This is a genomic window from Spirillospora sp. NPDC046719, from assembly GCF_040645715.1.
Classification (GTDB): domain Bacteria; phylum Actinomycetota; class Actinomycetes; order Streptosporangiales; family Streptosporangiaceae; genus Spirillospora.
On the sequence record NZ_JBEYYT010000115.1, the window covers coordinates 1 to 25,063 of the forward strand.

Here is a 25,063-nt window from a genome sequence, read left to right on the forward strand (position 1 = left end):
TTGGGCATTTGGCGCCGGGGCCGCGGGGGCTTCGAGTATGGTGCGCAGCCGGGCCGCCCGCCACCTGGGTGGTGCTTCGGGGGGGCGCGGCGAGGAGAGCAGTTGCTCGTCGGTGACGTAGAGCCGCCAGGTCACCCCGGCCGGCGCGCCAGGTGGCAGTGGTGTCGTCAGGTCGAGTTCGGCGAAGCCATCGGGGCGGCGCTCTCCGCTGAACAGGAGCACACCGCCGTGCGCTCGTGAGGCGAACGGGCGCGGGTCGTGGGCCACGAACGATGCCGCCCCGGTCGTCGTACGGCCGATCGCGTCGGCCGCGGTGACGGTGCACGTCACGGTGACCGAGCCCCCCGGCGTCGTCGGTGCTGCCGCCGTCTCACCCGTCCACAGACCTGCGGCGTGCGGGGTGAGGACGACCGGCGACGCCGCACTGGTGAGCTCCGCCTCGACAGCGGTGACCGGCGGTGCCGCGGCGGGCGGCTCGGGGAGAGCGGCCCGGATCGACAGGGTGCCCGGGACGGCCGGTGCGTCGCCGCCGGGCGAGGGATCGGCGGCGATGAGCTCAAGCGCGACCGTGGGTGTCGGCATGTCCGGCGGGTCGGGCGGATCGCTGGACGTGACGCCGAATTCCGACCATTGCCCCCACATGTCGGCGACGGCGATCCGCCAGGTGGCGGGTTCCGGCGGGCAGTCGCCGTCGGTGATCGCGACCGCGTCGCGGGCGGTGCGCGGCGCGATGATCGGCGAGCGCCATGCCTCATCCGTGTTGACGAGCTCGTTCAGCGGTACGTCAGGATCGCGTCGTGCGGCGAGGGGGCCCGCTCCGGCGCCGTGCACGTTCAGTGTCGCCGTCCACGTCGTGTCGTCGTTGTTTGTCCTGCGGTCGCCGGGCACGTCGGCGCAGGGAGCGTCGGGCGGGTCGGGTGGCGGTGCGGCGACGGCGATCGTCCACAGGCAGACCACTTCGTGGCCGGCCCGCGTCAGCTCGGCGGCTCTCGACTTGAGGTCCTGACGTTCGTGGACGCGATAGAGCGACTCGGTCAGCGCCGGGGCCATCGGGTCGCTCTGCGCGTTGGTGGCGATCTTGAGGTGGCGTTCGTTCCGATCGCCGGGGTGGAGCGCGAACAGCGCCGCGACGGCGAAGCACTCGACGTACTCCGCGCCGGCCGAGGCTTCGACGGGCAGAGTCGTCGCGAATCCCCACCAGCGTGCGCACGCCGGGTCGGCCGAGGCCGCCCAGAGCCCGACCGTCAGGTCGACCTCGGCGGTCGCGCCCTGGTTGCCGGGCAGTGGACGGGTGAACCTCGCGGCCACCGGCGGTGTGCCCGTCGCAGGCGTGCTCCACGCGCGCGCGACGTCGGGCTCGAGAGCGGCGGCAGCCGCCTTCGCTCGTCCATAGGCATCGGCCGGCTGCAGCGCGTCGTAGGGCATCGGGGTGTCGGGCACGCCCGCGCCCACACGGTAGGCGGGGTCGGCCGAGGCGAACCGGCCGTCGATCCCGGACCACCACGCACCCTCTGGCAGTTGCGCCCCGATCGCGTCGAGCGGCTCGCCGTCGAGCCACCCGGGATAGAAGACCTCACCGGTGTGGTCGTCGACGCGCAACCCGCTCACGTAGGCCGCGGGTACGACGTCGGCCGATCCGCCGTAGCGGAGCCCTGGAAGCGGTACCCGGGCGACGAACGCCCTGGGCCTGGTGCAGCGCTCGCTGGTCCGGCCGTCCGCTTCCAGGACGCTCAGCGGCCCGCCGGGTCCCCAGCCGCCGACGAACAGTGCGCGGTCCCCGGTACCCGTCGACCAGAAGTCACCGGCGCCGTTCAGTACCGGCCGCGTCCGGTTCGCCGTACCGGCACGCCATACCGTGAACGGACACACCGGGTATCCGATGAGCGGGGATGGGAATACCCGCAGATGCGTGCCGCGCCGCAGCCACGGGCTCGCGGCCTCGTCGGCCTCGTCGGCGACCAGGCACGACGCCCTGAGCAGCCCCGGGTCGACCCACGTCGGACGCGGTCCGGCGGTCACGGCCACACCTCCCAGGCAAGCGCGGGCACCGCGGTGGACGAGGGCACCGCGAGTGTTGCGGTGCGGCTCGCCGACCAGGTCTTCTTGGACGCGTTGTAGTGCTCGCGCCAGGTGAGGGTGAGCGGCCCGCCTCTTGTCGTCGAGGCCGCGACGAACAGCAGCGATGTCGCGGCGCTCTCCGCTCGGGTCTTGAAGCCCGTGAGCGTGATCTCACCGAGGCGGTCGCCGCGCACAAGGGGCTCCATGGCCTCCAGGAGCACCGCGGCGACAACGTGGCCTCCCGCACCGTCAGGCGCCCATAGCACCGTCGTGCGGGCGGGCACGTCCAGCGGACCGAGTTCGGCACCGGCCTCGCGCAGTGCCTGCCGTATGGCGCCGTCGCTGTTCTCTCCGGGATCGGCCACCAACGCGCGCACGCCGACATGGCGAACGTCCGGCGCGGCTTGGTCGAAGCCGAGCACGCGGAACATCTCCTTGGGATCCCTCCAGCGACTCGTACGGAACGAGACCGGCGGCAGCATGCACTCGACGCGGTGCGGCAGCTTCGGCCGGCCGAGGGCGTCCTTGTCGCGGGGGTCGATGAGCACCCCTACCTCATAGGCGGCGTCGGGCAGCAGAACCGCGTGGACCTGCGCGTCGGCGGCGTCGCGGGGCCAGGTGCAGCCGGGCTCCAGGCGCGCGACGCCGAGCCGGTCGACGGCCTCGAGGTGATCGAACCGCACCGACGGCACAAGATCGGGCGTGAAGGGCTGCCTGAGCAGCGCGTTGCCGTCCTCCGCCCAGCCTGGAGGAGGGTCGGTCCGGTCGACGACGATCTTCACTTCGTAACCGTAGACACCGGCCACCGACGTGATCGTGCGCGAGGAGAACGTGGCGGTGATCGGGTCGTCGAGGAACCACGGGACGTCGCCGCGCACCGTGTAGCCGGCAAGGTAGCGCCCGAGCATCGCCGGGTGGAACGTCGTGATCGACCGGTACAGCGCCTCGGCCGGCGGCCCGTCCGGCGCGTGCTCGGCGATCTTGAAGTGCCGCGCCGTGGTGCCGCCGACCGCCGGTCGCGGGTCGCCGTCCAGTGATCCGTTCCAGCCGACGTCGAGGCGGTACGTCGTGCCTTCGGTGAACGGGCTCGGTGGCGGCTGGGTCGTGGCGCTCGCATGGGCGTCGGCATCGGCCGCCGCACCGGCGGAGTTGGCGTCCGCGGCGGCTCCGGCGGCGACGCTCGTCACGCCGCCGATGGCAACGATGCCGAGCGCAGGCTGTGTGATCTCCTTGCGGGGGGTCAAGTGGGCGTGCCGGATCCTCACGACGTCGACCGCTTCGTCCTCCCGCCACTCCAGGACGGCCACCGATCCGCCGACGCTCGCCGGCTGCTCGTGGGCGAGCGACCACGGCACCGGGCCGCTCGGCGTGTCACTCCAGACTTCGACGCCGGTGAACCCGCGCTCCGACCAGAGCACCAGCATCGGGGGCGGCCCGACGCGGACGGCGGGCTCCAGCGGCGGTTCGGTGATCACGGTCGTGACCGCTCGCCAGCCGAGTTCTTCGGTGAGGACGGCGACGATGTCGGCGAGCGGCAGCACTCCGGGGAAGTCGGGCAGCCCGTCGACGCGGACCGGGTCGGTGGACGGCGGCCCGCCGATGACGAGCGCCGACGCGGGTGGCAGCAGCCCCGCGAAGGCGCGCACGGCGGGTACCTCGTCCAGCGGTTCGATCGCGGGAACGGACGTCTTCACGGTCGCGTGGACCGTGGAGACGGTGGCCGGTGCGGGCCGGGCGTCCAATGGCGGCAGGCTCCAGCTCTGGCCGCTCGCCGTGGCGCGGCCGCCGACCGCCCAGCCGCCTGCCGGTGCCCAGGCGCGACGGCACCCTCGCTCGTGCGCGTCGACAGGGTTCGCCGGATCTCCCGTCCCGCCGTCGAGGAGGCTGAGCGACCACAGCGCGGCGTTCCTGGTGAACAGGGCGAGCACGCGGCTGCTCGCCGGTGTCGTCGGCGCCAGCGTGGGTGGCAGCTGCCAGCGAGCGGGCAGTGGACCTGCGAGCGGCGTGGGGCCGCCGCCGCTGACACGGTGGAGCCCGAGCCCGGTAAGTGACCAGCGTGCGGGGTAGCTCGGGGAGCCGATCGTCCCGTCCGCGGCGGCCACGGTGCCGGGGCCCTTGGTCGCCGAACTCTGGTCGAGGGCGGCATGGAACGGGTCGGACGCGGGACCGAGATACTTAGGGCCCGGCGCGAAGCCGAGCAGCACGGTGCCGTCCGGCCACATCACGGGCGCGCTCGCGGCGTCGGCGGTGAGCGCGCCGGATCCGGCGCCCGCGACGCCGCTTCGGTCGGCCACCGTCGCCGACACGAGCGGGTCCGTGGGCATGTCGAGCTCGCGCCGCCGCTCGGCACCGAAGCCGATGTGCACACAGCCGCTGATCTCGAAGAACCACAGGTCGATGGAGCCGCACGCCTCAAGCTCGGCGTATCTGGTGCCACCCGGGCCCAGCTGTAGTTTCAGGACGGCGTCCAGGCCAAGGCTGAACGGCCCAAGGTGCAGCGCCCCGCGCGCGGTGGCCTGGCCGGCGACGAACAGCGGCCGGGTGCCGACGGCGACGACCGCGCCGACAGAGATACCGGCCCACACAGGCGGGAAACCGTACTTGGTGGAGAACGCGAAGCCGGCCGCGGCGGCGAAGCCGCTCGCCGGCGACTGCGGCACGTCGAGTGGCGGGTCGAACCCGTCGCCGTGGAGCATGAGGAACGCTTCGGCGCCGACTCCGAACACCTCGGGCAGGACCGTGGCCCGGATCGGCCCGCCCCCGCCCCGCCTGCCGTCGGTTCCGATGTGGACGAACCAGCCGGCCGGATTCGGAACCGGGTAGCGAGCCTCAGCGGGGACCTGTATCTCCAGCAGCGCCCAGTCCGCTCCCGGTGGGAACCGGTACTCGCCCGTAACGCCCGCGTACAGCTCACGAGCCGGGTCGACGACGAGCAGCCCGAGCAGGCTCACCCCCGCCGCGGTGTCCGGTGTCTCCGTCACGCCGGCACGCCCGGCCAGCAGCCGCGCGGCGAGCGCCACGTTGATCGCGACGTCGGGAGCCCGTACGACGACCCGGCCGAGCGCCGAGAACGCGAACCCGAGATCGGGCAACGTCCCGATCGCCACCCCCGCCCCGAACATCTGAGAGCCGAGAGCAGCCGACGTGTTCGCCCGGTCCGGCCGCCACGCGAGCCGCTTCTTGAGGTCGCCTTCGACCCGGGCGTTCCGGTTGAGACCGAGGATCGCCTGGATTCCGAACAGCCCGAGACCGCTGTTGGCCAGCGGCAACGGGGCCGGGAGATCGACCGCGAGGTCGGTGAGTATCGACCGGAACTCGTGCGTGCCGTCGTTCGCCTTCTCGACGGTCAGTCCCGCACTCGCCGCGAGGTTGAGCGGCGTGATGCCGACGCGCAACGCGGCGGCGAACCCGCCGGACGCGTCGAAAGCGAGCCGGCCCTCGCCCGATACCAGGCCCGGCACGTCGACGCGGAGGGAGAACCCCTGCAGCGACACCCCGACACCGTGATCAAGGGTGACGCGCAGCACCGCGCCCGCGGCCTTGACCGGGCCGGCTTCGAACGCGACACGCAGATCCAGTTCGAAGAACGACGAGCCGTGGCCCGAGCGCACACCCGCGATCTGCAGCATCCCGGCCGGCCGCGTCACCTCCCACCGCCCGGTGTCCGACACGTCGATGGACGAGCCCGCGAAGCTCAGTGTCGGCATCGCCGAGCCGTACTCCAGCGTGGCGTTGCGGACGGCGACACGCATCGGTGACGTCGTGGCGGCCTTCAGGATCCCGGCGTCGATCGCGCATGACAGGTTCGCCTCGTAATCGACCTGGGCCCGATGCGGAGTGGCGAGGTCGAAGCGGACGGCGGTGACCCGGGCACTGCCGGTGCCGCCGAGCGCCGCTCCGAGCAGTGCCGCGGTCGCCATGAGCGGCGCGAGCTCGGCCGCGTCCGGCGGATGGGGCGCCGCCGCCGTGTCGCCCGCTGTCGCGGTGGCGAGCACCGCGAGCGCGGCGATCCGCTCGTCGTGACTCGACAGGACGCCATCGTCGCCCGACTCGATCGCGATCGTCGCGCCGTACCCGCCCGGGCCGCGCACCAGCCTTGTCCGGACCATCGAGGCGCCGGCGTCGACAACGGCGCCCGAGATCCCGCTCGCATCCGGCGGCGAGAACGGGACCGTGATGTCGATCGACGTGGGGAACGGGTCGTGTGCCTGGGACCAGCCGAGCACGAAGGCGGCCGGCCCGGCCTGGCCACGCGCGCTGCCGCTGAAGCCCTCGCGATCGGCGTACACGGTGAACGGGATGTTCAAAGTGCCCGACGAAGGGATGCTGTCCACCTGCAGTGTCCCCCTCACCTCGAGCGAGAGGGCGTCGTCACTGACGTTGATCACCACTGCGGCGATCGTCAGAGCGACCGATACCGGCCCTGGAAGCGCCAAATGTGCAGGGCTCGCCTGGAATTCGATGGGCCCGGGCGCCGACCAGCGAATGCCGGCGGTACTGATGTCAAGGGTGAGGGTGGGACCGTTCACTGCGGTGAGCGTGACCGCGTTACCGGCGAGCGCCGCCGATGACTCGGCGCCCTGGAGCGGTATGGCAAGGCGTGCGTTCATCGCGCCGCCCGTGACGGTCACCCCGTGGACCCGGCCCGACACCGGCCCCACCGCCACGTCAATGTCGAACGGCGCGGGCGGCGCGATGCCGGCCGCAGTCGACAACGCCCCGAGGATCCCAGCATCGCCGACCGGCAGACCCACCAGCAGGCCAGCCGCCCGTAGCGCGTCGACCAGCGGCCTCATCGCTCGGACGCGATCTGACGTGATTCCCCGCCACGCTCTGGCCGCCGACGGAACTCAACGGCCATTTCCCGGACGTCCAGTACGGATACGAGCGACTCGAGCGATACAACACCCATGGCTCCGGCCCTTCCGGCGTCCCCAACGCCGCGGTCAAAGCCTACGGACGACATGTACCCTCAGCTCAGATCCGACCACCTTCGGTCACTGCCGACCCCAGGCTTGCGGAAATCGCATCCATGTGACCTCTGCCGGCAGATACGGAACGCGTGATCACCGAATATTCGACAAGCGCCCTGGGCGCGGCTCCCTCTCGAGCTTGGACCTTTGGCAGGGAAACGCCCCCGGCATGAGCCAGGGGCGTCGCGTTCTCTCGGGTGGGTTCGCGTCTTTGAGGTAGGTCGCCGAACATGAAGAAGGAGCCAGGCACCTCATGATCGAAGTGCCGCCTCCGAGCCGATAATCACGAATGATCGGAATATGGATGGTTAGCGGTTGGGTCGGGTAACGGTCTGATCTTTGGGGCGGGCGCGTGAATCTATGGCTGGAATGTCAGGGCGCGGTTCTAGAGCGCTAGTACGGCCGGTCAGGCGTTGAAGACGGCCTCGGGGCGGTCGCGGTTTTCGTGCAGGTCCCAGTACAGGGGAGCGATCTGCTCGGTCGTGGCGGTCGGGCTGCCCTCCGGCGCGTCCACGACGCCCTCGCCGATCCAGACGTTGATCGCCACGTGCCCGGCGTACACGCCGGTGCCGGCCAATTCCTTGTTCAGGTTGATCACCCAGTTGCGCAGAGCCGCTTGGGCCGCGTTGGCGTTGCCGAGCATCGGGAGCGGGTCCACCGAGCCGCCACCGGTGGTGAACAGCAGGGTCCCGGCGCCCTTCTCGCGCATCGCGGGCAGTACCGCCTGGGCGGCTGTGACGGCGCCGTAGAAGCCGTACTCGATCATCGGCTGCAGATTGTCGACCGTGACCTGCGAGGGAACGGCCATGGTGAGACCGGGCACCGGGGAGTGCGGGGCCGGCGAGTACTCCAGTACGTCGATGCCGCCGAAGCGGGCCTTGGCCGCGTCCAGGGCATCGGTCAGTGAGGCGCGGTCGAGGATGTCGGCGGGGAATCCGGCGGCCGTGATGCCTTCCTGGCCGAGCTGGTCGGCCAGCGTTTCCAGCTTCTCCTTGGTGCGGGCGATCAGGGCGACGTCGAAGCCGCGGCTGCCGAAGGTGCGGGCGATGGCCAGGCCCATGCCGGGGCCGGCGCCGACGATGGCGAGAGTGGGCACAGTGAGACCTCTTCCGTGTGTGACCGCCGGGACATGCGGAGACCCGATGCCCGGGCGGCGTGTGGATTGGATGTGCAGATCAGGCGTGTGGCTCAGATGTGGACGGCGTGGTCGGGGGAACCGCGCAGCCGTCCGGGCCGCAGATCACCGCGTCGTTACGGACAACGAGAACGGTCGGGTCGGTCTGGTCCTAGACCTGGCGCAAGATGCCGAGCAGGGTGTCGGTGTCCTGCGCTCCTGCGAGGGCGTACCGGCCGTCGATGACGGTGAAGGGCGCACCGGTCGCCCCGAGCCGCTGCGCTTGGTGTACCTGAAGTTAGGCGGACGCGTGAGCCAGGAGCTCGTGGGCCAGGTCGGTGTGTTCCCGACTTGGTCGTCCAGGACACGGTAGGGGGCCAGTCCCTCGGCGGCGGCCATGCCTTCGATATCCGGTACACCGGCCTGCCCGGGAAGGGCGCCGTCCTCGGCTGGCACGAATTCGCGGACGCTGAGCGCGCGGTCCTCGGGGAGGCCACTGCCCAGAAGGAACGGGCGGTGGACCACCTCTACGTGATCGCCGTGCTCGAATCGCTCCACGGCCCGCCCCAGCCGATGGCCGCCCAGACCGCACCAGGGGCTGGCGACCCCAGCCCAGAGCTCTATCATCCCCTGACCTCCAATTCCTACTGTTTGTTCGTAACGTCATTGTGGGCCAGTATGGAAGGCGATACAAAAGGCACATCGGTGTGCGCGACGGAGGGGAACGGGCGCTATGCAGGACAGCGCGGGTATCGGGACGGCGGCTTCGGTCGGGCCGTGCGCGGGCATCCCCGCCGATCACATGGACTTCATCCGCCAGGTGCTCGACCGGGTGGGTGACAAGTGGAGCATGTTGATCATCGCCGTCCTGGAGGGCGGCCCGATGCGCTACACCGACGTGCAGCGCCAGATCCCGGGCATCTCCCAGCGCATGCTGACCCACACCCTCCGCCAGCTCACCGATGACGGGTTGATCACCCGTACCGCCTACGCCGAGGTACCACCGCGCGTCGAGTACGCGCTCGCCCCGCTCAGCGGCGGCCTGATCGACATCGTCAAGCAGCTGATCGGTTGGGCGGCCGACCACCACGACGAGATCCGCGCCAACCGTTCCCAGGCCGGCACCACCGCCTCCGCCGCGTCCCGGTCCTGAGTTGCGGGCCCACCAGCGCCCACCGCCTTCAGCGACCCGACCACCGCGGTGACCATCGCTGTGCGCTTCAACTCCGGGGTCCGGGCCAGATTCGGGTGGCTTCACCCGGCACCCGCACCTCACCCGGCGCACTCGCCCGCCGGCAAGCCCGTTGCGACCCACCGCCGACCCTGACCGCCACTTTCCGGCTCGCCGTAGCGAGCTTTCGCCGATGCAGCCACTCCCGCACGCCCGCCCGGTGCTACTCGGCCAGCCGCCGCCAGCACCTCATCCCCGCCCCGAACCCCACCTCCTGGGACAGGAACTCCCACACCCCCGACATGCGCGTCACGCTGGCGGACGGCGTCCCGGATGTGCCCGAGCATCCGCAAGCACGGCGCCGTGGCGCCCGTCGTGTGCGCCGCCCGCCCGGTCGTCATGACCGGCGACGTGTTCCCGACAGGGTCAGGTATCCCCGAACCGCGCCGGGTGGACTTCGGCGACGACGGCGCGAACCGGACGATCGCGCGGTTAGTGGTCGTGGAACTGGACGATGTCCCAGGTGCTTCCCCGCCGCCGGCAATTCCCGGCGATGACCCCGCTGTCGCTCGCGCGGGGGTGCGTCGTGGTCCTCGACGGCATCGCCATGCAGTACCTGGCCGACCGCGGACACCGTCGCGCCCATCGCGAGACCTTTGCACAGCTCATCGACGGGCTGCTGACCAGCGCGGGCACCTGAACGCCATCGCCACATCCGCCGGCCGGTGTTCACATGGCGCGGCGGATGTGGCGACGTCGTCGTCAGCGGGCGAGTCCGTTCGCTCAGTGGCTACAGGACGGCGGTGAGCAGGCTTACGGCGGACTCCTGGCGGGCGATGTCGGCCTGGTCGAACGGGCCCGTCCAGCGCAGGCCGTACTGGTCTGCGTTGTTCCGGTCGTAGGTGAAGGCGGAGCGGGCCTGGGTCGTCAGGTAGTTCCGGTACGGGTGGCCGGGGAGCGCGCGGTCGAGTTCGGCGAGGTTCCGCGCGAAGATGCCCTTGAACGCCGCCTGGTCGGAGTTGCACGTGGCGGCGGCCTCGCAGGGTTCGGTGAGGATGCCGCGCGGTGACAGGCCCGGGTCGGTGGTCACGGCGTCGGCGATCCGCCGGGCGGTGGTGAGCAGGGACGGGTCGCCGGTGGCGCGGTGCAGCTCCGTCAGGCCGCCCAGGATCACGCCCTGGTTGTACGTCCAGGTGGTGCCACCGTTGTTGCCGCAGTTTCCGCTCTGCGTCGCCAGGCCGTCGTTGACCAGGTGGGATCCGTTGATCATCCCGCTGCGGGCGAACCAGCGCCAGGTCTGGCGCGCGTGGGCGAGGTACTCGGTGTCGCCCGGGATCCGGTTGTGCAGGGAGGCGGCCAGTTCGAGGTAGAGCTCGTTGCTGATGGCGTTCTTGTAGGTCTTGCCGGGCAGGTCCCACCAGATGCCGCCGCCGCAGGTGTCGTCCCAGTACTGGCGCATGTACGCCTCGTCGGTTTCGGCGATCTTCAGGTACCTGGTGTCGCGGGTGAGGTCGTACATGCGGACCATCGCCAGCGCCCACCAGCCGGTGTCGTCGGTGGAGTCCGCGCGGAACTCGCCGCCGCCCTGCGGCCACCAGGGCAGCGGCTTGCGCTGGAGCTCGATGGTGTTCTTCACCTGGGGCAGGTAGCGGGTCGAGTGTGTCCGCGCCATGTAGTCGAGGAGCGCTTGGAGCGCGTTGCCCGACTGCCACCAGGGGCTCTCGGGCTGCCAGCGTCCGCTTGCCTGGTCGTAGAACCCCATCATCGCGTCGACGGCCGATGTGGCACGGGCCCGCGCGGTCCTGTCCTCGCCCGCGTTCGCGCTTGCGGCGGACGTGCCCACGGCGAGCGCCAGCACGGCGCCCATCACGAGAGAGACCAGACCCTTTCCCATACGTCGCTTCAGTCCGGTCATCGCGCACCCTCCATGGCAACGAGGCGCCCCAGCCCGTGGCCTCCGCCCGGGCGGGCAGTGCGCTGAATTGTGCCCCGGGTGGGACGATACGCGCAAGAGTCGGCAGAATCGTTCACACATGTGAGCGCTCTTGCTTGAAATTGTCGGAGGCGTCAGTTAGTTCGCCGCGACGGCGGGCAGGTGGGGAGCGTGCGTCGGCTCGTACGCCCACGAGAGCCGACGCGCAGGAGCGTGATGGAGAATGTCTGGTGGTGATCGGTCTTGCGCGAGTACGGTCGACGCATGCTCCGGGACCGACGCCATGAGCTGATCCTCCGCGTCCTGCGCTCCGAAGGGCCGGTGACGGTGGAGACGCTGGCCGAGCGCTTGGCGGCGAGCCTCGCCACCATACGCCGCGATCTGCAAAAGCTCGACGAGGAGGGCCTGCTCAAACGGGTGCACGGCGGTGCGATGCCGGTCGAGGGCCATGACGACCCCTTCACGGACGTCGCCGAGGTGCGGCCCGCCGAGAAGGACGCCGTCGCGCTGCGCTGCGCCGAGCTGATCCAGGACGGCGAGACCGTGCTGCTCGACATCGGCACGACCGCGCACATGGTGGCGCGGCACCTGCGGGGCCGGGCGCTGACGGTCGTCACCAGCAGCCTGCCGGTGGTCGAGGCGCTGGCCGACGACCAGCACGTCCAACTCGTCGTTCTCGGCGGCATGCTGCGCCGTGACTACCGGTCGCTGGTGGGTTACCTGACGGAGGACAACCTGCGGCAGATCCACGCGGACCGGCTCGTCCTCGGCACCAGCGGGATACGGCCGACCGGGACCGTCATGGACACGACGGTGGTCGAGGTGCCGGTCAAACGAGCCATGATCGCGGCCAGCGGGCAGGTGGTCCTCGTCGCCGACGCCGGCAAGTTCCCGGGCACCGGCATGGCGAAGGTCTGCGACGCCACCGACCTGGACGTGGTCATCACGAACGCTCCGGTCGATCCGGACACGGGGGCGGCCCTCGCGGATGCCGGAGTGCAGGTGCTGGAGGTGTGAGGTGCTCGGCGTCCGCTGAACCGCTGCGGCTGTTCGGACGTCGCTTTCTGGGAGCCGGACCGGGCGGTCGTCGGCGAGGGACTGTCGTACCGCGGTCGCCGCGCTGAGGGCGTGGAGCGCGTCTTGCCCCGAACAGGGGCTGGGGCCGTTGTCCTGTACGGCGCGCAGATAGCCGTGAATCTCCGCTCGGTCGCTCGATCACTCGTAGGGGTTGTGAGGTTTCTTGATCTTCCGCAGCGACCGGCCGCGCAGTTCCTGGACGACCGTGGTGGCGCGTCCGGCCGCCGGCGGCTTCCACACGCCCTCGACCTGGACCCAGGTGTCGGCCGGTGGCCGGGGCAGACCGCGGACGGTCACGGGGAACGGGATGGCGTCGCCCGCGCAGCAAGCGATCTTGAGGCGGACGATCCGCCAACCGCCCTCTCCCTTGAGGGCGGGGGCGACGAACCCGGTCAGCCGCACGGGGACGCCCTGGAAGGTCGCGGGGTCGCCGGTCTGCGCCTGGAATCCGCGGCCGATGAACTCGCCCATGCTCATCGGGACCGGCGCTCCGGTCCGGGGCAAGGGGCGGAATCCCCCGGACGGCTCGGCCGGTGGCGGGGCCGCGCGTCCGGTGTCCCGCGAGGCGGTGAACGAGCCGAGTGCCGGAGGCGCGATCAGGAAGAGCGCCAGGACCGGCAGGCACAGCAGCCACGCCACCCGCGGCCCGCGCGAATGGTCGTGGCCGTGGTCGGCACCGTGGTCCGCGCCGGCGTCCGCGCCGTGCGGGTGCACGGTGTCGGCGTGCCGGTCCGCGGGGGTGTCGTGCCACTCGCGACGGAGACCGGCGGCGCCCAAAGCCAGCAATGCGACGGCGGCGGGTGCCAGCAGGTACCGGAAGCCGGGCCGGACGTAGTTGACGTACTCGCCGCTGCCCAGCGTCATCCAGAGCACCGCGGCGCCGATGAGCACCAGCAGCAGGTTCTGCGCGGCCCTGCTCACAGCATGCCTCCCAGCAGAGCGCTGACCGCGACGGCCAGCACGAACGTCAGCGGGACGAACCGGGCGGCGAACCGGCGGCCGAAGAATCCGGACTGCAGGGCGATCAGTTTCAGGTCGACCATCGGACCCACGACCAGGAACGCCAGCCGCGCCGTGGTGGAGAACTGCGACAGGCTGGCGGCGACGAAGGCGTCGGCCTCGGAACAGATGGACATCAGCACCGCCAGCAGCGCCAGCAGCAGCACCGATGCCACCGGGATCCCGGCGACCGCGGTGACCCGGTCGGCGGGCACCACCACGTTGATGGTGGCGGCGGCAGCGGCACCGATCACCAGGAAGCCGCCGGCGTGCATGATGTCGTGCCGCATGGCCTGACGGAACTGCTCCACCCGCCCGGCCGCCCCCACGGTCTGGGGGCGGGAGGGGATCCTGAGCCACTCCCCCTTGCCCACCAGCAGCCACGTCCACCCGGCCAGCACCGCCACCAGCAGCGACGCGGCGAACCGTCCGACGACCATCTCCGGGTCCGCCGGGAACGCCACGGCGGTCGCGACCAGCACGACCGGGTTGATCGCCGGCGCCGCCAGCAGGAAGGTCAGCGCGGCGGCGGGCGCCACACCGCGAGACATCAGCCCGCCCGCGACCGGCACCGACGCGCATTCGCATCCCGGCAGCACCGCACCCATCGCGCCCGCGACCGGCACTGCCGCCCCGGCGTTGCGCGGCAGCACGCGCCGCCACACCGCCGGCGGGACGAACGCCGTGATCGCCGCCGAAAGAGCGACCCCGAACACCAGGAACGGGAACGCCTGCACGCACACCGCGACGAAGATGGTCGTCCACGCGTCCACAGCGGCCGCGCCGACGCGCGGTGCCACCCAGATCCGGCCAGCGACCAGGGCGACCGCCAGCAGGCCGAAGGTCCAGGCGGCCCGGGTCCCCGACGAGGCCGGCCCGCGGCGCCCCCACCCGGCGGGCGGCAACAGGTCGTCCTCGGCCTCCTGGAGACCGACACCCTCGATCATGCCGAACATCGTGCCAGAGGCCGCACGCCGCAGACCGCGATACTCGCGGCCATCCGGATGCGGCGAGTGTGGTGCTCGATGACCGCCAGCACGTCCATGCGGGCGCAGGTGAGGGTCACGGTCTCCAGGAAGTCACACGCCGGCAGCGCCTCGGCCTGGGAACCGCCACCTTGACGCCCAGCATCAGCAGCTCGCTGTGCACTCGCCGGTAGCCTTAGTTAGGGTTCTCCCGCACCAGGCGCGATGGAGCGGACGGCCGGTGGGCGACCCGGCCGCTTGGTTTGGGATCGGGCGGCATGCCGGCCCGCAATCAGGTCGCGGTGCCAGCGCAATACCGTGTCCGGCCGCACCAGTAACCGCATCCGCCGCAACACGCTGGGACGGAGTCCGTGCAGCAGCGCCGCAAGCCCGGCGGGGCGTCGGGCCCGGGACGGTCAGCCCTTGCCGAAGACCGCGGCGGGGAAGGCGCCCGCTGCCCGGAGGGAAGCGGTGAAGGTGCCGGCCAATTCGGTGAGGCGGGCGGTGGCGGCCGGGCCGAGGTGGTCGTAGGGGGCGGCGTCGAGGCGGTCGGTGAGCGCCTCGACCTCGCCGCGCAGGGCCGCGCCCGACCCGGTAAGGTCTCCCGCCTCGTCCAGCAGGCCGCGCTCGCGCAACCGGCCGCCGGCGGCGGCCCACTGCTCCGCGGACCAGCCGCGGGTCTGCATGAACACCGCCGAGGTCGGCGCCCTGCCGGTGGCGTTATGCAGGACCAGCGCCTCGAGTCCGGGCAGGTCGGCGATCGCCAGGGCGGCGAGGTGTCCGTCGCCGCGGTGCTCGCGCAGTAGCGTCGCGGCGTGCCACAGGGCCAAGTGCGGTTCGTCGGGCACGGGAAGGTCGGCGTTCGCCGAGTACAGCGGCCGCGCCTCCCGGCGGCCGGCCTTGGCGGCGCGCAGCGCCAGCTCGGCCGCCTCGGCCATCTCCTTCGAGGCCAGAGCCTCGGCGCCGAGAAGGCGCCGCAGCGTCCGATCCGCGACGCGCAGCCGGGCCTCTAGCACCGCCTCGGGCGTGGCGATGCGCCACGCGGCCGGGATGTACCGCCGCACATGCTCGTGGTCGAAGTTGTAGAACGTAGCCGTGACGGTTCCCGCGTCGACCGTTCCGAGGGGGGCCGCGCGCCCCGCGTAGTAGACCATGGGGCCGCGCTCCAGCCCGAGCGCCGCGAGTTCGTCCTGTTGCTCCGGAGCGAAGTAGACGCAGGAGTGCAGGGGGGCGACGGCGTCATGGCAGCGGCGTCCTGCGGTCGGCTCGAGCGAGTGCGCGCGGCCGGACCCTCCAGTGCCCGTGAACATGGGGTCTGGACGGGCCGAATCGGTGAAGAGCATCAGGCTTCCTTCTCTGAGCAGCCGGTCAGCCCGGCCGCGGTAAGGGTGAGGTGCCGGGTCAGGACCTCGGCGGCGGTGTCGGCGTCGCGGGCCAGCGCCGTCTCCTCCAGGCGGCGGTGCTCGGCGACGGCGTCACGGTCGGGGGCGCGGAGGGCCGAGAGGCGGCGGGCCAGCTCGCTCGCGGTCCACAGCCGGTCGAACGTCTCCAGCAGGACGGGGTTGTCACACCCGTCCAGCAGGGTGCGGTGGAAGACCCGATGGGCTTCGGCCCAAGCGTCGCTGTAGTACTCGCCCTCCTGCGGGACGTGCGTGGGGGTGCGGGCAAGACGGTGGTGGGCGGCTCGCACGCGGGCCTCCCAGTCGACGTCCCCGCGCTCGATGGACATGCGCAGCATGACCGGCTCGATGGTCCGGCGGGCCTCCGCGACCTCCTGCCAGCGGCGGTCGGAGACCGCCGGGACGGCGAAGCCTCGGTTGGGCAGCCGCTCGGCGAGGCCCTCACCGACCAGCCGCACGAGCGCCTCGCGCACGACGGCCAGGCTCACACCCTGCCGCTTGGCCAGGTCCTGCGGTTTGAGGGGAGTGCCGGCGGCGTGCTCCCCGTGCATGATCGCGTCCCGCAGCCGGGCGTGGACCTGCTCGGAGAGCATCTGCTTCCCCGACGAGGCCGAGGAGTGGATCGTCTGACTCATGACTACATCATAGATGATCCGATAGATAATCGATTATGTCGTCGCGTCGGCCAGCGCCGTTCCCGGCGTTGCCCTGGGTCGCAGGCGAGGTGACAGGCGATTCCGATGATCCGGGGGGCGCCCGCCCCTCAGGTCCGATCGCCGTGGCGGATGCCCCGGCGCGTTGGGGTGGCCGTCCGCGCCACTGCCCGCGTCGTACCGTCCTCAGTCACCGAGATAGAGGGTCAACTCGCAGGCAACGGGCGCCTCGCGCGGCAGGTCGTTCTGGTACAGCGATATCCGGGCGTGGCCTCCGCGGTCGGGCCCGAACACCTCGACCAGCAGGTCGGAGGCTCCGTTCACGACGGCGGGGGCTTCGGCGAATCCGGGGACGCAGTTGACGTAGCCGGCCAGCCGGACGACCTGGGTGACACGGTCCAGAGTGCCGAGTTCGGCGCGCGCCATGGCGAGCAGGTTCACCGCGACCAGCCGAGCAGAGCGGTACCCGTCGGCGACGCTCAGGTCGCGGCCGAGCTTTCCGCTGATGGGAAGGAAGTCCTCGCCGTCCTCGTTCTTGGCGGTGCCGTAGGTCCCGGACACGTAGAACAGGTCACCGGCCCGGACTCCGTAGCGGAAGTTGCCGATGGGGGTCGGCGGCCGGACACCGGCGAGACCGAGCCGTGCGAACTCCTGCTCCGGTGAGCCGTCCGATTTCTGCTTCTGGCCTTCGTCCATCTGTCCCGTCCTGATCGCGCCGGGCGGCCCTGCCCCTGCGGCGGCCTCCGTCGAGGATGACACGGCCGCCGCCGCGTCGGCCCAGGCGCCCACCGCCGCCTGTGCCTGCCGAAAACCACGTCCGTGCAGGTGAGCGTGAAGTAGGTGGGCTCCGACACGGTCCTTGATCAGTCGCAAGGGAGCGCCGGCGGGGCGGTTCACTCGACGGCCGCGAGATCGATGATCTGGATCGCCCCCTTGACCGGCCTGACGAGGTACCGGTCGAGAGCCAAGGTGGAGCCGTCACGCCGGGCGCTCGGGATGCTCACCGGCCAGTTGTCCTCGTAGTTGGGCCCGAGATCCATCATCCTGCCCGTCGCCAGGTCGTAGAGGGTGTCGTGCTTGTCGCCGTTGGCCAGGGAGAGGAACCGGTCGTACATCAGCGATCCCTCCGGCGGTTCGCTGACAGGCAGCTCGTCCGCGGGCACGGCGCGCCCGGTGCCCGCGGCCAGTGGCAGGACGCGGGTGTCGGGGACCCGGTCGAGGGTGACGCCGAGTGGAGGGCCGCCCACGCACCAGCTGATCCAGCAGGTCCAGGTATTGGGGGACTTGGGGGGACGCACGGTGCGGGTCTGGCCCGTCGCCAGGTTCCAGAGCCGCTTGAAGTCCACGTCCCCGGCGCGGCCGCTGCTGGTGCCCGGGGTGCCGATCCACGGCCAGGACAAGATGCGGTAGCCGTCGGTTCCGGGAACCATCCGCACGGGCCCTCCGGCGAGCGGTACCTCGTACACGCCGGTCGCCCCCGACGCGCTCCCGTGCTCGTCGTCGGCGGTCCCTGCGGCTCCGCCGTTCGCTGCGCGGCTCCAGCTGATCGTGCCGCCTCCCACGACCAGTCGCCCGATCCCCGCCTCCTTCGAGCCGGCGTCCAGCGAGACGACCCGGCGGGCGTTTCCGCCGGTCAGCGGGGCGGCCCAGATCTCGGTCACGGCCCGTCCCGCGACCGTGCCCTCCTGCGACCACACGGCCTGACCATCGCCGGCGGCGAGGTTCCCGGCGTACTGCGTTGACGTGCCCGGCTCCACGACGTCGGTGACCTTGGTGGCCTGGTGGTCCTGGAGGTCGTACACCCATAGCTGGTCGGTCACGTCAGGACGCGACTCCGTCGAGACCAGCAGAGACGTGCCGTCCAGTGCCACTTCCGGGTTGTACCGGCGCCCGTTCGGCAACGTGTCCGGCTCGGTCCGGACCGCCGCCTTCGGGACCGGTACCGGCGGGGGGACGGTCTCGGTCGGCAGGCCGCCGGCGCTCTTGCCGGAGAGGGCGCCGGACCCGGGCGCGTTTCCGGCGCGCAGGGCGGCCGACGCCCCGGCGGTCACCAGCAGCGCCGTCGTGACCGCCGCCACCGCCATCGTCGTCCGGTTGCGCCGCCGCGCCCGGGCCCGGCCCGCCAGCTGGTCGAGCAGGTCCGGCGCCGCTTGCGGCGCGTCCAGCGACGCGGCCTTGAGCGTGGTCTTCAGTGCCCGCTGAAGGTCATCGGTCATGGTGGGCCCCCACTGCCTGGGTCAGGGACGGACGCCAGTCCGCCCGGAGCTTGTCGAGAGCGCGGGCGGCCTGGCTACGGACCGTCCCTCGGGAGATGTCGAGCAGCTTGGCGATCTCCTCGTCCGGCAGGTCCTCGTAGTAGCGAAGGACCAGCACGGCCCGCTGGCGCCGCGGCAACGCCGCCAGCGCCCGCCACAACCGGGGATCGCGCTCGGTCTGCTCGAGGCCTCGGTCCACGTAGCCGCCTTCGGGCACCTCGCGGACGAGTCGCTCACGTCTGCGCCGCCGCCATGCGCTGATGTGCAACCGCGCCATGATCGCCCGCGTGTACCCCTCCGGATCGTCCTTCCTGACCACGCGGGGCCACGCGGTGCGCAATCGGAGCAGCCCTTCCTGCACGAGATCGGCGGCATCGTGCGCATTGCCGGACAGCACATAGCCGTAGCGCAGGAGTGTCTCGGCTCGGTCGGTAACGAATCGCTCGTACGTCAAGCCGTCATCGTCCACAGGCCATCCCTTCTCAGTCACATCCCAGGACGCCGCGGCGCCTCGATCTGTTGCATCCCGAGGGCGTCGGCGTCCCCCGGGCCTGCCCAGCTGGCCATGCCGCCCCGGAATCTGCATCGTCCGGGCTCATGACAGTCGGTGGGCGCGATGCTGCGCCGGCCGGTGGAGGGGAGCGCGTTTGCACGGACGGCGACGTGGGGGTGTTGTTCGACCTGCACTCACGCACCCGGCCTGTGGGTCGATCTGCACGGGGCGGACGGTGGAGCCCAGTTCCTAGCATGACCGCGGAGCGGGGCCTGGTAGGCGACGTTCCGGTCAGTGTTCCGCCGAGTGCAGGAGGTGCGATGAGCGGCATCGAGCTGCGGAACTTCATCGACGGTGAGTTCGCCGCGGCGGCGGGCCACGGCGCGATGGAGATCGTCGACCCGTCGGACGGCGCGGTGTACGCGACGGCGCCGAGGTCGGAGGCCGCAGACGTCGACCGGGCCTGCCGGGCGGCGGAAAGGGCCTTCACCGGGTGGCGGCGGACGACTCCGGGCGAGCGGATGGCCGTTCTGCTGCGCATGGCGGACGCCGTCGAGCGCCACGCGGACGAACTGGTCGAGATCGAGTGCCGGGACACCGGAAAGCCGCCGGAGCTGACAATGCGGGAGGAGATCGTCCCGATCATCGACCAGCTCCGATTCTTCGCGGGCGCGGCGCGGATGCTCGAAGGGAAGGCGACGGCGGAGTACGTGCGCGGCCACTCCTCCTCCGTGCGCCGTGAACCGGTCGGCGTCGTCGGGGCGATCGCGCCGTGGAACTACCCGGCGATGATGGCGGTCTGGAAGTTCGGCCCCGCCCTGGCGGCGGGGAACACGATCGTGCTCAAGCCGTCCGACACGACGCCCGCGAGCGCCGTGTTCCTGGCCGGGCTCTTCGCCGACCTGCTCCCGCCCGGCGTTTTCAACGTGGTGTGCGGCGACCGGCGAACAGGTGCGGCGCTGGCCGGGCACCCGGTTCCGGCGATGGTGTCGATCACCGGGAGCACCGCGGCGGGCCGCGCCGTCGCACGGTCGGCGGCGGACACGGTCAAGCGCGCCCATCTGGAGCTCGGCGGCAACGCGCCCGTGCTGGTCTTCGGCGACGCCGACCTGGAGGCCGCGGCCGACGGGATCGCGTTCGCCGGCTACTTCAACGCCGGGCAGGACTGCACCGCGGCCACCCGGGTGATCGTCGCCGAGGAGGCGCACGACGCGTTCGTCGGCGCGCTGGTCGAGCGGGTCCGCCGGATCGGGCTGTCGCGGGACGAGCCCGCCGTGGACCGCGTCCTGGACATTCCGCCGCTGAACAACCCGGACCAGCTCGCGCACGTCGCGGGCCTCGTCGCGCGGGTCCCATCGCACGCGAAGGTGCTCGTCGGCGGCCGGGAGGCCGGCGGCCCCGGTTACTTCTACCTGCCGACGGTGGTCGACGGGGTGACCGCGGCGGACGAACTCAGCCGCACCGAGATCTTCGGTCCGGTGGTCACCGTGCAGACGTTCCGCGGCGAGGCCGATGCGGTCCGGCAGGCCAACGACTCGCCGTACGGCCTGGCCTCCAGCGTGTGGACACGCGACCACGCCCGGGCGCTGCGCGTCTCCGCCGCCGTCGACGCCGGGCACGTCGGCGTGAACTGCCACCTCCCGCCGGTGCACGAGATGCCGCACGGCGGCGTCAAGCAGTCCGGCTACGGCAAGGACCTGTCGCTGTACTCCGTCGAGGAGTACACGCGGGTCAAGCACGTCCTGTCGGCGCTCGGCGAGGACGCCGAGTGACCCGCCCCCCGACCCCGCGCTTGGAGGCTGCGAGACCATGACCGACGCACCGAGGACCGGCCCGGTGGACGCGACGAAGATCCCCCGGTACGCCGATCCGGGCACCTTCGCCCGGCTGCCGCGGGCCGACCAGGTCGACCGGGTCGACGTGGCGATCGTGGGGGTGCCGTTCGACACCGGCGTGTCCTACCGTCCGGGGGCGCGTTTCGGGCCGGGCCACGTCCGGGCGTCGTCGAAGCTGCTCAGGCCGTACCATCCGCCGCTCGACGTCGAGCCTTTCCACGCCCAGCAGGTCGCCGACGCCGGCGACATGGGGGTGAACCCGTTCGACATCGAGGAGGCGATCGCCACCATCGAGCGCCGGTCGGACGAGCTGCGCGCGGACGGGGCGAAGCTGCTGACGATCGGCGGCGACCACACCATCGCGCTGCCGCTGCTGCGGTCGCTGCACCGCGACCACGGCCCGATCGCGGTGCTGCACTTCGACGCGCACCTCGACACCTGGGACACCTACTTCGGCGCCCCCTACACCCACGGCACCCCGTTCCGCCGGGCCGGCGAGGAGGGCCTGCTGGACCCCGAGCACTGCATGCACATCGGGATCCGCGGCCCGCTGTACTCGCGGGAGGACCTGGCGGACGACGACGCGCTCGGGTTCCAGATCGTCCGCGCCGACGACTACGAGACCGGCGGGACGGCCGCCGCGGTGGAGCGGATGCGGGCCCGGCTGGGCGACCGGCCAGTGTACGTGTCGGTCGACATCGACGTGCTGGACCCGGCCCACGCCCCCGGCACCGGCACCCCGGAGGCGGGCGGGCTGACCAGCAGGGAGCTGCTGGCCACGCTGCGGGGGCTGGCCGGGCTGAACCTCGTCGGCGCCGACATCGTGGAGGTCGCGCCGGCCTACGACCACGCCGAGATCACCGGGATCGCCGCGGCGCACGTGGGGTACGAGTTGCTCGGCGTGCTCGCGTTGGACCGTTCCGGCGAATCCCGATGAACAAGGAGTGATGCACGTGCACACCACGAAGCCGGCCTTCGCGTGGTCGCCGAGGTCCTGGCCGTCGGAGCGGGCGTACGCCGTCCCGGACGCCGAGGAGGTCTGGTGCTACACCGACCGGTTCTCCTACTTCCCCGGCGAGACCGTCGCGTTCCACCTGAGCGCGAGCGTCCCGTCGTTCACCGTCGAGATCGTCCGCGACGGCGCCCGCCCGGAGACGGTCTGGCGGCGCGACGGCGTCACCGCCGGGCGGCACGAGGCGCCCGCCGACGCCCACGCGCGGGGCTGCGGCTGGCCGGCCGGCCTCACGCTGGAGATCCCGGACGGTTGGCGCCCCGGCTTCTACATCGTCACCGTGCGGGCGGTGCTGAGCGACGGCGAACTCTGGGAGCGCGAGCACTTCTTCGTGGTGAAGGCCCCGGCGGGGCGGCGCCCGAAGGCGGCGATCGTCCTCACCACGGGGACCATGCTGGCCTACAACGACTGGGGCGGCGCCAACCACTACCGCGGCCTCGGCGACGACCCGCGCGACGACGCGGGTTGCCCGCTCGCCTCGACGCAGCGCCCGATCGCGCGCGGCATGATCCGCAAGCCGGAGGGCGCGCCGCGGGAGGCGAACCACCTCACGCTGCCGATGAACGGCGCGCCCCGGTACGCCTCCTACGAGTGGGCCCGCCTGAACGGCTACAGCCGCCATCACGGCGACGCGTTCTGGGCGTCCTACGAGCGGCTGTTCGTGCGGTGGGCCGAGGAGCGCGGCTACGAGCTGGACTACCTCACCCAGCACGACCTGCACGTCGACGAGACCGTCCTCGACGGATACCGCTGCGTGATCGTGGTGGGCCACGACGAGTACTGGAGCTGGGAGATGCGCGACGCCGTCGACCGGTTCGTGGACGGCGGCGGGGGCCTGGCCCGGTTCGGGGGGAACTACCAGTGGCAGGTCAGGCTGAGCGACGACCTGACCACGCAGTACTGCTACCGCCTCCCCTCGCTCGACCCCGACACCGAGCGGTCGCCGCGGACCGCCACGACGATGTGGGAGGCCAAGTCGGTCGGACGGCCCGGGGCGACCACGGTGGGCCTCAACGGGCTCGGCGGTGTCTACACGCGCTACGGGGTCGCGACCCCGAGGTCGTCGGGCGGATTCATCGTCTACCGGCCCCATCACTGGGCCTTCGAGGGCACCGACCTCTACTACGGCGACCAGCTGGGCGCGGCCCCGACTTTCCTGGCCGCGTTCGAGGTGGATTCGGTCGAGTACACCTTCCGCCGGGGCCTGCCGTACCCGACGTTCGAGGACGGCGCGCCGGAGACGCTGGAGATCCTCGCGCTGACCCCGGCGGTCCGCGGCGAGGAGGACCGGTTCGGCGGGCTGCTGCCCATGGGCGGGCCCGAGGAGGAGGTCTACGCCTACAACCGCGAGCTCGGCGACGACCTGCCCGACTACGTGAACGAGGGCGGGATGCGCGGCGCCGGGATGATCGCGGCGTTCACCCGCGGGCGCGGCGAGGTCTTCAACGGCGGCTCGACGGAGTGGCCCTACGCGCTGCACGTCGGCGACCCCTACGTCGACCGCGTCGTCCGCAACGTGCTCGACCGGTTCCTGACCCGCGACCTGGAAGGCTGAGGCGAGGCCGATCATGGACATCACCGACGTCGTCCGGCTCTCCCCGGAGACCGGAACGCCCAACGTCCCGCCCGTCGAGGGTTACGAGGTGCTCTCCGCGCGATGGCGCGAGACCGAGTACCTCGCCTACGGCGGCCCCGCGAAGGAGTACACGGGCGGGTTCTGGACCGGGGAGCCCGGCGCGGTGCGGATCGACCCGTGGCCCTACGACGAGATCTGCGTGATCCTCAGCGGCCGGGTCGCCGTCGCCGACCTCGACGGCGGCCGCGCGGAGTTCGGCGCCGGCGAGGCCTTCTTCATCCCGCAGGGCTTCGCGGGCGACTGGGTGACGATCGAGCCCACGAGCAAGGTTTTCGTCGCCGTCACCCGCTGAATGCTCCGTTTGCGTAGTCATGGCCGTACTGCGGCTAGCTTGGCGTCGTGCTTCCTCTCCGGCTCTTCCTGACCCGGCTCGCGCTGCGGCCGCTCGGCACCGCCGACCCGTCCGAGCGGTGGGTCCGGTGGGTCCACGTCAGCGAACTGCCCGACCCCTCCCCGTTCCTGCGGGGAGGGGAGCTGCTGCTGCTCGCCGGGACCGGCTTCCGCCCCGCCGACAGCCGCGACTACGTGCGGCGGCTGGCCGAGACCGGGGTCGTCGCGATCGGGTTCGGGGTCACGCCCGTCTTCGACGCCGTGCCGCCCGAACTCGTCGCCGCGTGCGACGAGTTCGGCATGGTGGTCCTGGAGGTCCCGGCCCGGGTGCCGTTCGCCTCGGTGGTCGAGCTCCACCACGCCGAGCTGGTCCGCGCCGAGACCCGCGGCCTGAAGCGCCTCTCGGAGGGGCAGGCGGTGCTGATCAAGGCCGCGGCGGGCCCGGGCCCGCTGCGGGCCGTGGTGGAGCGGACCGCCGACCTGCTCGACGGGTGGGTCCGGGTCGTGGACCGCAACCGGGACAGGACCTGGACGGCCGGGCCGGTCCGGGACGACCCCGAGGTGAGCGCGGCGCTCGACCAGGCCTGCCGGAGCCAGTCGCCGATGAGCGCGGCGCTCACCACCGCCGAGGAGAACGTCGAGGTCCAGCGGCTTCTCGGCCCCGCCCCCACCGGCTACGCGATGGCCGTCGCGCGGCGCGCCCCGTTCACCGTCGCCGACCGGGGCCTCGTCGGCGTCACCGCCTCCGCCCTCTCCCTGCTCTTCACCGCCCCCTCGGAGGCGAGCTCACCGGAGGCGCTCGGCACCGCCGTCGTGGCCGGGCTGCTGCGGCTCCCCGCCCTCGCCCGCGACCTCGCCGCACCCCTCGACCGGGCGGCGGACGTCCGGTGGCGGATCGTCCGCGGCCCCCTCGACTCGCCGCCCGGCTCCCGGGAGACGATCGTCCAGCGGCTGTCGGCGCTGCTCGGAACCCCCTTCGTCGCGCAGGACGGCTCCTCCTTCGTCGCGCTCGTCCCCGAGGACACGGTGGACGGGCTGCCGCACGCGCTGGACGAGGCGGGCCTGCCCGCGGGGATCAGCCGCCCCCACCCCGCCGCGGACCTCGACCCCGCCTGGGGCGAGGCGGGCGCCGCGCTCGACGCGGCCCGCGTCGGCGGCG

Annotated in this window: 19 protein-coding genes and 1 pseudogene; 8 read left to right on the forward strand and 12 right to left on the reverse strand. The window is 72.1% G+C overall.

What is annotated here, in order from left to right; all coding sequences use genetic code 11:
• The 4 genes and pseudogenes from ABZ914_RS20890 to ABZ914_RS20905 form a co-directional block, all read right to left on the reverse strand.
• Positions 1-1,599, reverse strand: a 1,599-nt coding sequence (locus ABZ914_RS20890) for a hypothetical protein (RefSeq protein WP_500194926.1), incomplete at its 3' end; no start/stop codon positions are given.
• 416 nt (positions 1,600-2,015) lie between these two features.
• Positions 2,016-6,392 carry a hypothetical protein gene (locus ABZ914_RS20895; protein WP_500194928.1) on the reverse strand — a complete coding sequence of 1,459 codons (4,377 nt, stop codon included), beginning with the start codon at positions 6,390-6,392 and terminating at the stop codon, positions 2,016-2,018.
• 1,045 nt (positions 6,393-7,437) lie between these two features.
• The gene (locus tag ABZ914_RS20900) at positions 7,438-8,127 is read right to left on the reverse strand and encodes an SDR family NAD(P)-dependent oxidoreductase (RefSeq protein ID WP_500194929.1); all 690 of its coding nucleotides are present in this window, start codon (positions 8,125-8,127) and stop codon (positions 7,438-7,440) included.
• A 190-nt stretch (positions 8,128-8,317) separates the two neighbouring features.
• Positions 8,318-8,425 (reverse strand): annotated as a pseudogene (locus ABZ914_RS20905) (DsbA family oxidoreductase); the annotation flags it as partial.
• A gap of 453 nt (positions 8,426-8,878) precedes the next feature.
• Here ABZ914_RS20905 and ABZ914_RS20910 point away from each other — a divergent pair.
• Positions 8,879-9,298: a winged helix-turn-helix transcriptional regulator gene (locus tag ABZ914_RS20910; RefSeq protein WP_500194931.1), complete on the forward strand. Its 420-nt coding sequence runs from the start codon at positions 8,879-8,881 to the stop codon at positions 9,296-9,298.
• Between the two features lie 532 nt (positions 9,299-9,830).
• On the forward strand, positions 9,831-10,016 hold the full coding sequence (locus ABZ914_RS20915) for a hypothetical protein (RefSeq protein ID WP_500194932.1): 186 nt from the start codon (positions 9,831-9,833) through the stop codon (positions 10,014-10,016).
• 90 nt (positions 10,017-10,106) lie between these two features.
• Here the strand turns inward: ABZ914_RS20915 and ABZ914_RS20920 are convergent, their stop codons facing one another.
• Complete coding sequence (locus ABZ914_RS20920) at positions 10,107-11,210, reverse strand: glycoside hydrolase family 76 protein (protein WP_500194934.1); 1,104 nt, start codon at positions 11,208-11,210, stop codon at positions 10,107-10,109.
• Between the two features lie 303 nt (positions 11,211-11,513).
• Here ABZ914_RS20920 and ABZ914_RS20925 point away from each other — a divergent pair, with 303 nt between their 5' ends.
• Positions 11,514-12,266 (forward strand): DeoR/GlpR family DNA-binding transcription regulator, encoded by a 753-nt coding sequence (locus ABZ914_RS20925; protein ID WP_500194936.1) that lies wholly within the window; start codon positions 11,514-11,516, stop codon positions 12,264-12,266.
• Between the two features lie 198 nt (positions 12,267-12,464).
• Here the strand turns inward: ABZ914_RS20925 and ABZ914_RS20930 are convergent, their stop codons facing one another.
• The 7 genes from ABZ914_RS20930 to ABZ914_RS20960 form a co-directional block, all read right to left on the reverse strand.
• Complete coding sequence (locus tag ABZ914_RS20930; protein WP_500194937.1) at positions 12,465-13,247, reverse strand: TIGR03943 family putative permease subunit; 783 nt, start codon at positions 13,245-13,247, stop codon at positions 12,465-12,467.
• A complete protein-coding gene (locus ABZ914_RS20935) occupies positions 13,244-14,272 on the reverse strand; it encodes a permease (RefSeq protein WP_500194939.1) in 1,029 nt (342 codons plus the stop codon). The genes ABZ914_RS20930 and ABZ914_RS20935 overlap by 4 nt, the downstream gene beginning before the upstream one ends.
• Positions 14,273-14,706: 434 nt before the next feature.
• A complete protein-coding gene (locus ABZ914_RS20940) occupies positions 14,707-15,633 on the reverse strand; it encodes an SCO6745 family protein (protein WP_500194940.1) in 927 nt (308 codons plus the stop codon).
• Positions 15,633-16,325 carry a GntR family transcriptional regulator gene (locus ABZ914_RS20945; protein WP_500194941.1) on the reverse strand — a complete coding sequence of 231 codons (693 nt, stop codon included), beginning with the start codon at positions 16,323-16,325 and terminating at the stop codon, positions 15,633-15,635. Before ABZ914_RS20945 ends, ABZ914_RS20940 begins: the two co-directional genes overlap by 1 nt.
• 204 nt (positions 16,326-16,529) lie before the next feature.
• On the reverse strand, positions 16,530-17,039 hold the full coding sequence (locus ABZ914_RS20950; RefSeq protein WP_190857090.1) for a RidA family protein: 510 nt from the start codon (positions 17,037-17,039) through the stop codon (positions 16,530-16,532).
• A 197-nt stretch (positions 17,040-17,236) separates the two neighbouring features.
• Positions 17,237-18,559, reverse strand: a complete 1,323-nt coding sequence (locus tag ABZ914_RS20955; protein WP_500194943.1) for a hypothetical protein — start codon at positions 18,557-18,559, stop codon at positions 17,237-17,239.
• A complete protein-coding gene (locus ABZ914_RS20960) occupies positions 18,549-19,067 on the reverse strand; it encodes a SigE family RNA polymerase sigma factor (protein ID WP_500194944.1) in 519 nt (172 codons plus the stop codon). Before ABZ914_RS20960 ends, ABZ914_RS20955 begins: the two co-directional genes overlap by 11 nt.
• Before the next feature lie 344 nt (positions 19,068-19,411).
• Here ABZ914_RS20960 and ABZ914_RS20965 point away from each other — a divergent pair, with 344 nt between their 5' ends.
• The 5 genes from ABZ914_RS20965 to ABZ914_RS20985 all read left to right on the forward strand — a co-directional run.
• Positions 19,412-20,863, forward strand: a complete 1,452-nt coding sequence (locus tag ABZ914_RS20965) for an aminobutyraldehyde dehydrogenase (protein ID WP_500194947.1) — start codon at positions 19,412-19,414, stop codon at positions 20,861-20,863.
• A gap of 37 nt (positions 20,864-20,900) precedes the next feature.
• Complete coding sequence (gene speB, locus ABZ914_RS20970) at positions 20,901-21,863, forward strand: agmatinase (protein WP_500194949.1); 963 nt, start codon at positions 20,901-20,903, stop codon at positions 21,861-21,863.
• Between the two features lie 16 nt (positions 21,864-21,879).
• Positions 21,880-23,493 (forward strand): N,N-dimethylformamidase beta subunit family domain-containing protein, encoded by a 1,614-nt coding sequence (locus tag ABZ914_RS20975; RefSeq protein WP_500194950.1) that lies wholly within the window; start codon positions 21,880-21,882, stop codon positions 23,491-23,493.
• 13 nt (positions 23,494-23,506) lie between these two features.
• Positions 23,507-23,866 carry a cupin domain-containing protein gene (locus ABZ914_RS20980; protein ID WP_500194952.1) on the forward strand — a complete coding sequence of 120 codons (360 nt, stop codon included), beginning with the start codon at positions 23,507-23,509 and terminating at the stop codon, positions 23,864-23,866.
• 47 nt (positions 23,867-23,913) lie between these two features.
• Positions 23,914-25,063 (forward strand): PucR family transcriptional regulator ligand-binding domain-containing protein (locus ABZ914_RS20985; protein ID WP_500194953.1); only part of this gene is annotated, 1,150 nt, incomplete at its 3' end.

What these genes read in the sequence shown, in the direction of transcription:
- ABZ914_RS20910 (WP_500194931.1), top strand. Translation starts at nt 8,879, where the DNA reads ATGCAGGACAGCGCGGGTATCGGGACGGCGGCTTCGGTCGGGCCGTGC.
- ABZ914_RS20915 (WP_500194932.1), top strand. Translation starts at nt 9,831, where the DNA reads ATGTCCCAGGTGCTTCCCCGCCGCCGGCAATTCCCGGCGATGACCCCG.
- ABZ914_RS20920 (WP_500194934.1), bottom strand. Translation starts at nt 11,210, where the DNA reads ATGGGAAAGGGTCTGGTCTCTCTCGTGATGGGCGCCGTGCTGGCGCTC.
- ABZ914_RS20925 (WP_500194936.1), top strand. Translation starts at nt 11,514, where the DNA reads ATGCTCCGGGACCGACGCCATGAGCTGATCCTCCGCGTCCTGCGCTCC.
- ABZ914_RS20935 (WP_500194939.1), bottom strand. Translation starts at nt 14,272, where the DNA reads ATGATCGAGGGTGTCGGTCTCCAGGAGGCCGAGGACGACCTGTTGCCG.
- ABZ914_RS20940 (WP_500194940.1), bottom strand. Translation starts at nt 15,633, where the DNA reads ATGCTCTTCACCGATTCGGCCCGTCCAGACCCCATGTTCACGGGCACT.
- ABZ914_RS20945 (WP_500194941.1), bottom strand. Translation starts at nt 16,325, where the DNA reads ATGAGTCAGACGATCCACTCCTCGGCCTCGTCGGGGAAGCAGATGCTC.
- ABZ914_RS20950 (WP_190857090.1), bottom strand. Translation starts at nt 17,039, where the DNA reads ATGGACGAAGGCCAGAAGCAGAAATCGGACGGCTCACCGGAGCAGGAG.
- ABZ914_RS20955 (WP_500194943.1), bottom strand. Translation starts at nt 18,559, where the DNA reads ATGACCGATGACCTTCAGCGGGCACTGAAGACCACGCTCAAGGCCGCG.
- ABZ914_RS20965 (WP_500194947.1), top strand. Translation starts at nt 19,412, where the DNA reads ATGAGCGGCATCGAGCTGCGGAACTTCATCGACGGTGAGTTCGCCGCG.
- speB (WP_500194949.1), top strand. Translation starts at nt 20,901, where the DNA reads ATGACCGACGCACCGAGGACCGGCCCGGTGGACGCGACGAAGATCCCC.
- ABZ914_RS20980 (WP_500194952.1), top strand. Translation starts at nt 23,507, where the DNA reads ATGGACATCACCGACGTCGTCCGGCTCTCCCCGGAGACCGGAACGCCC.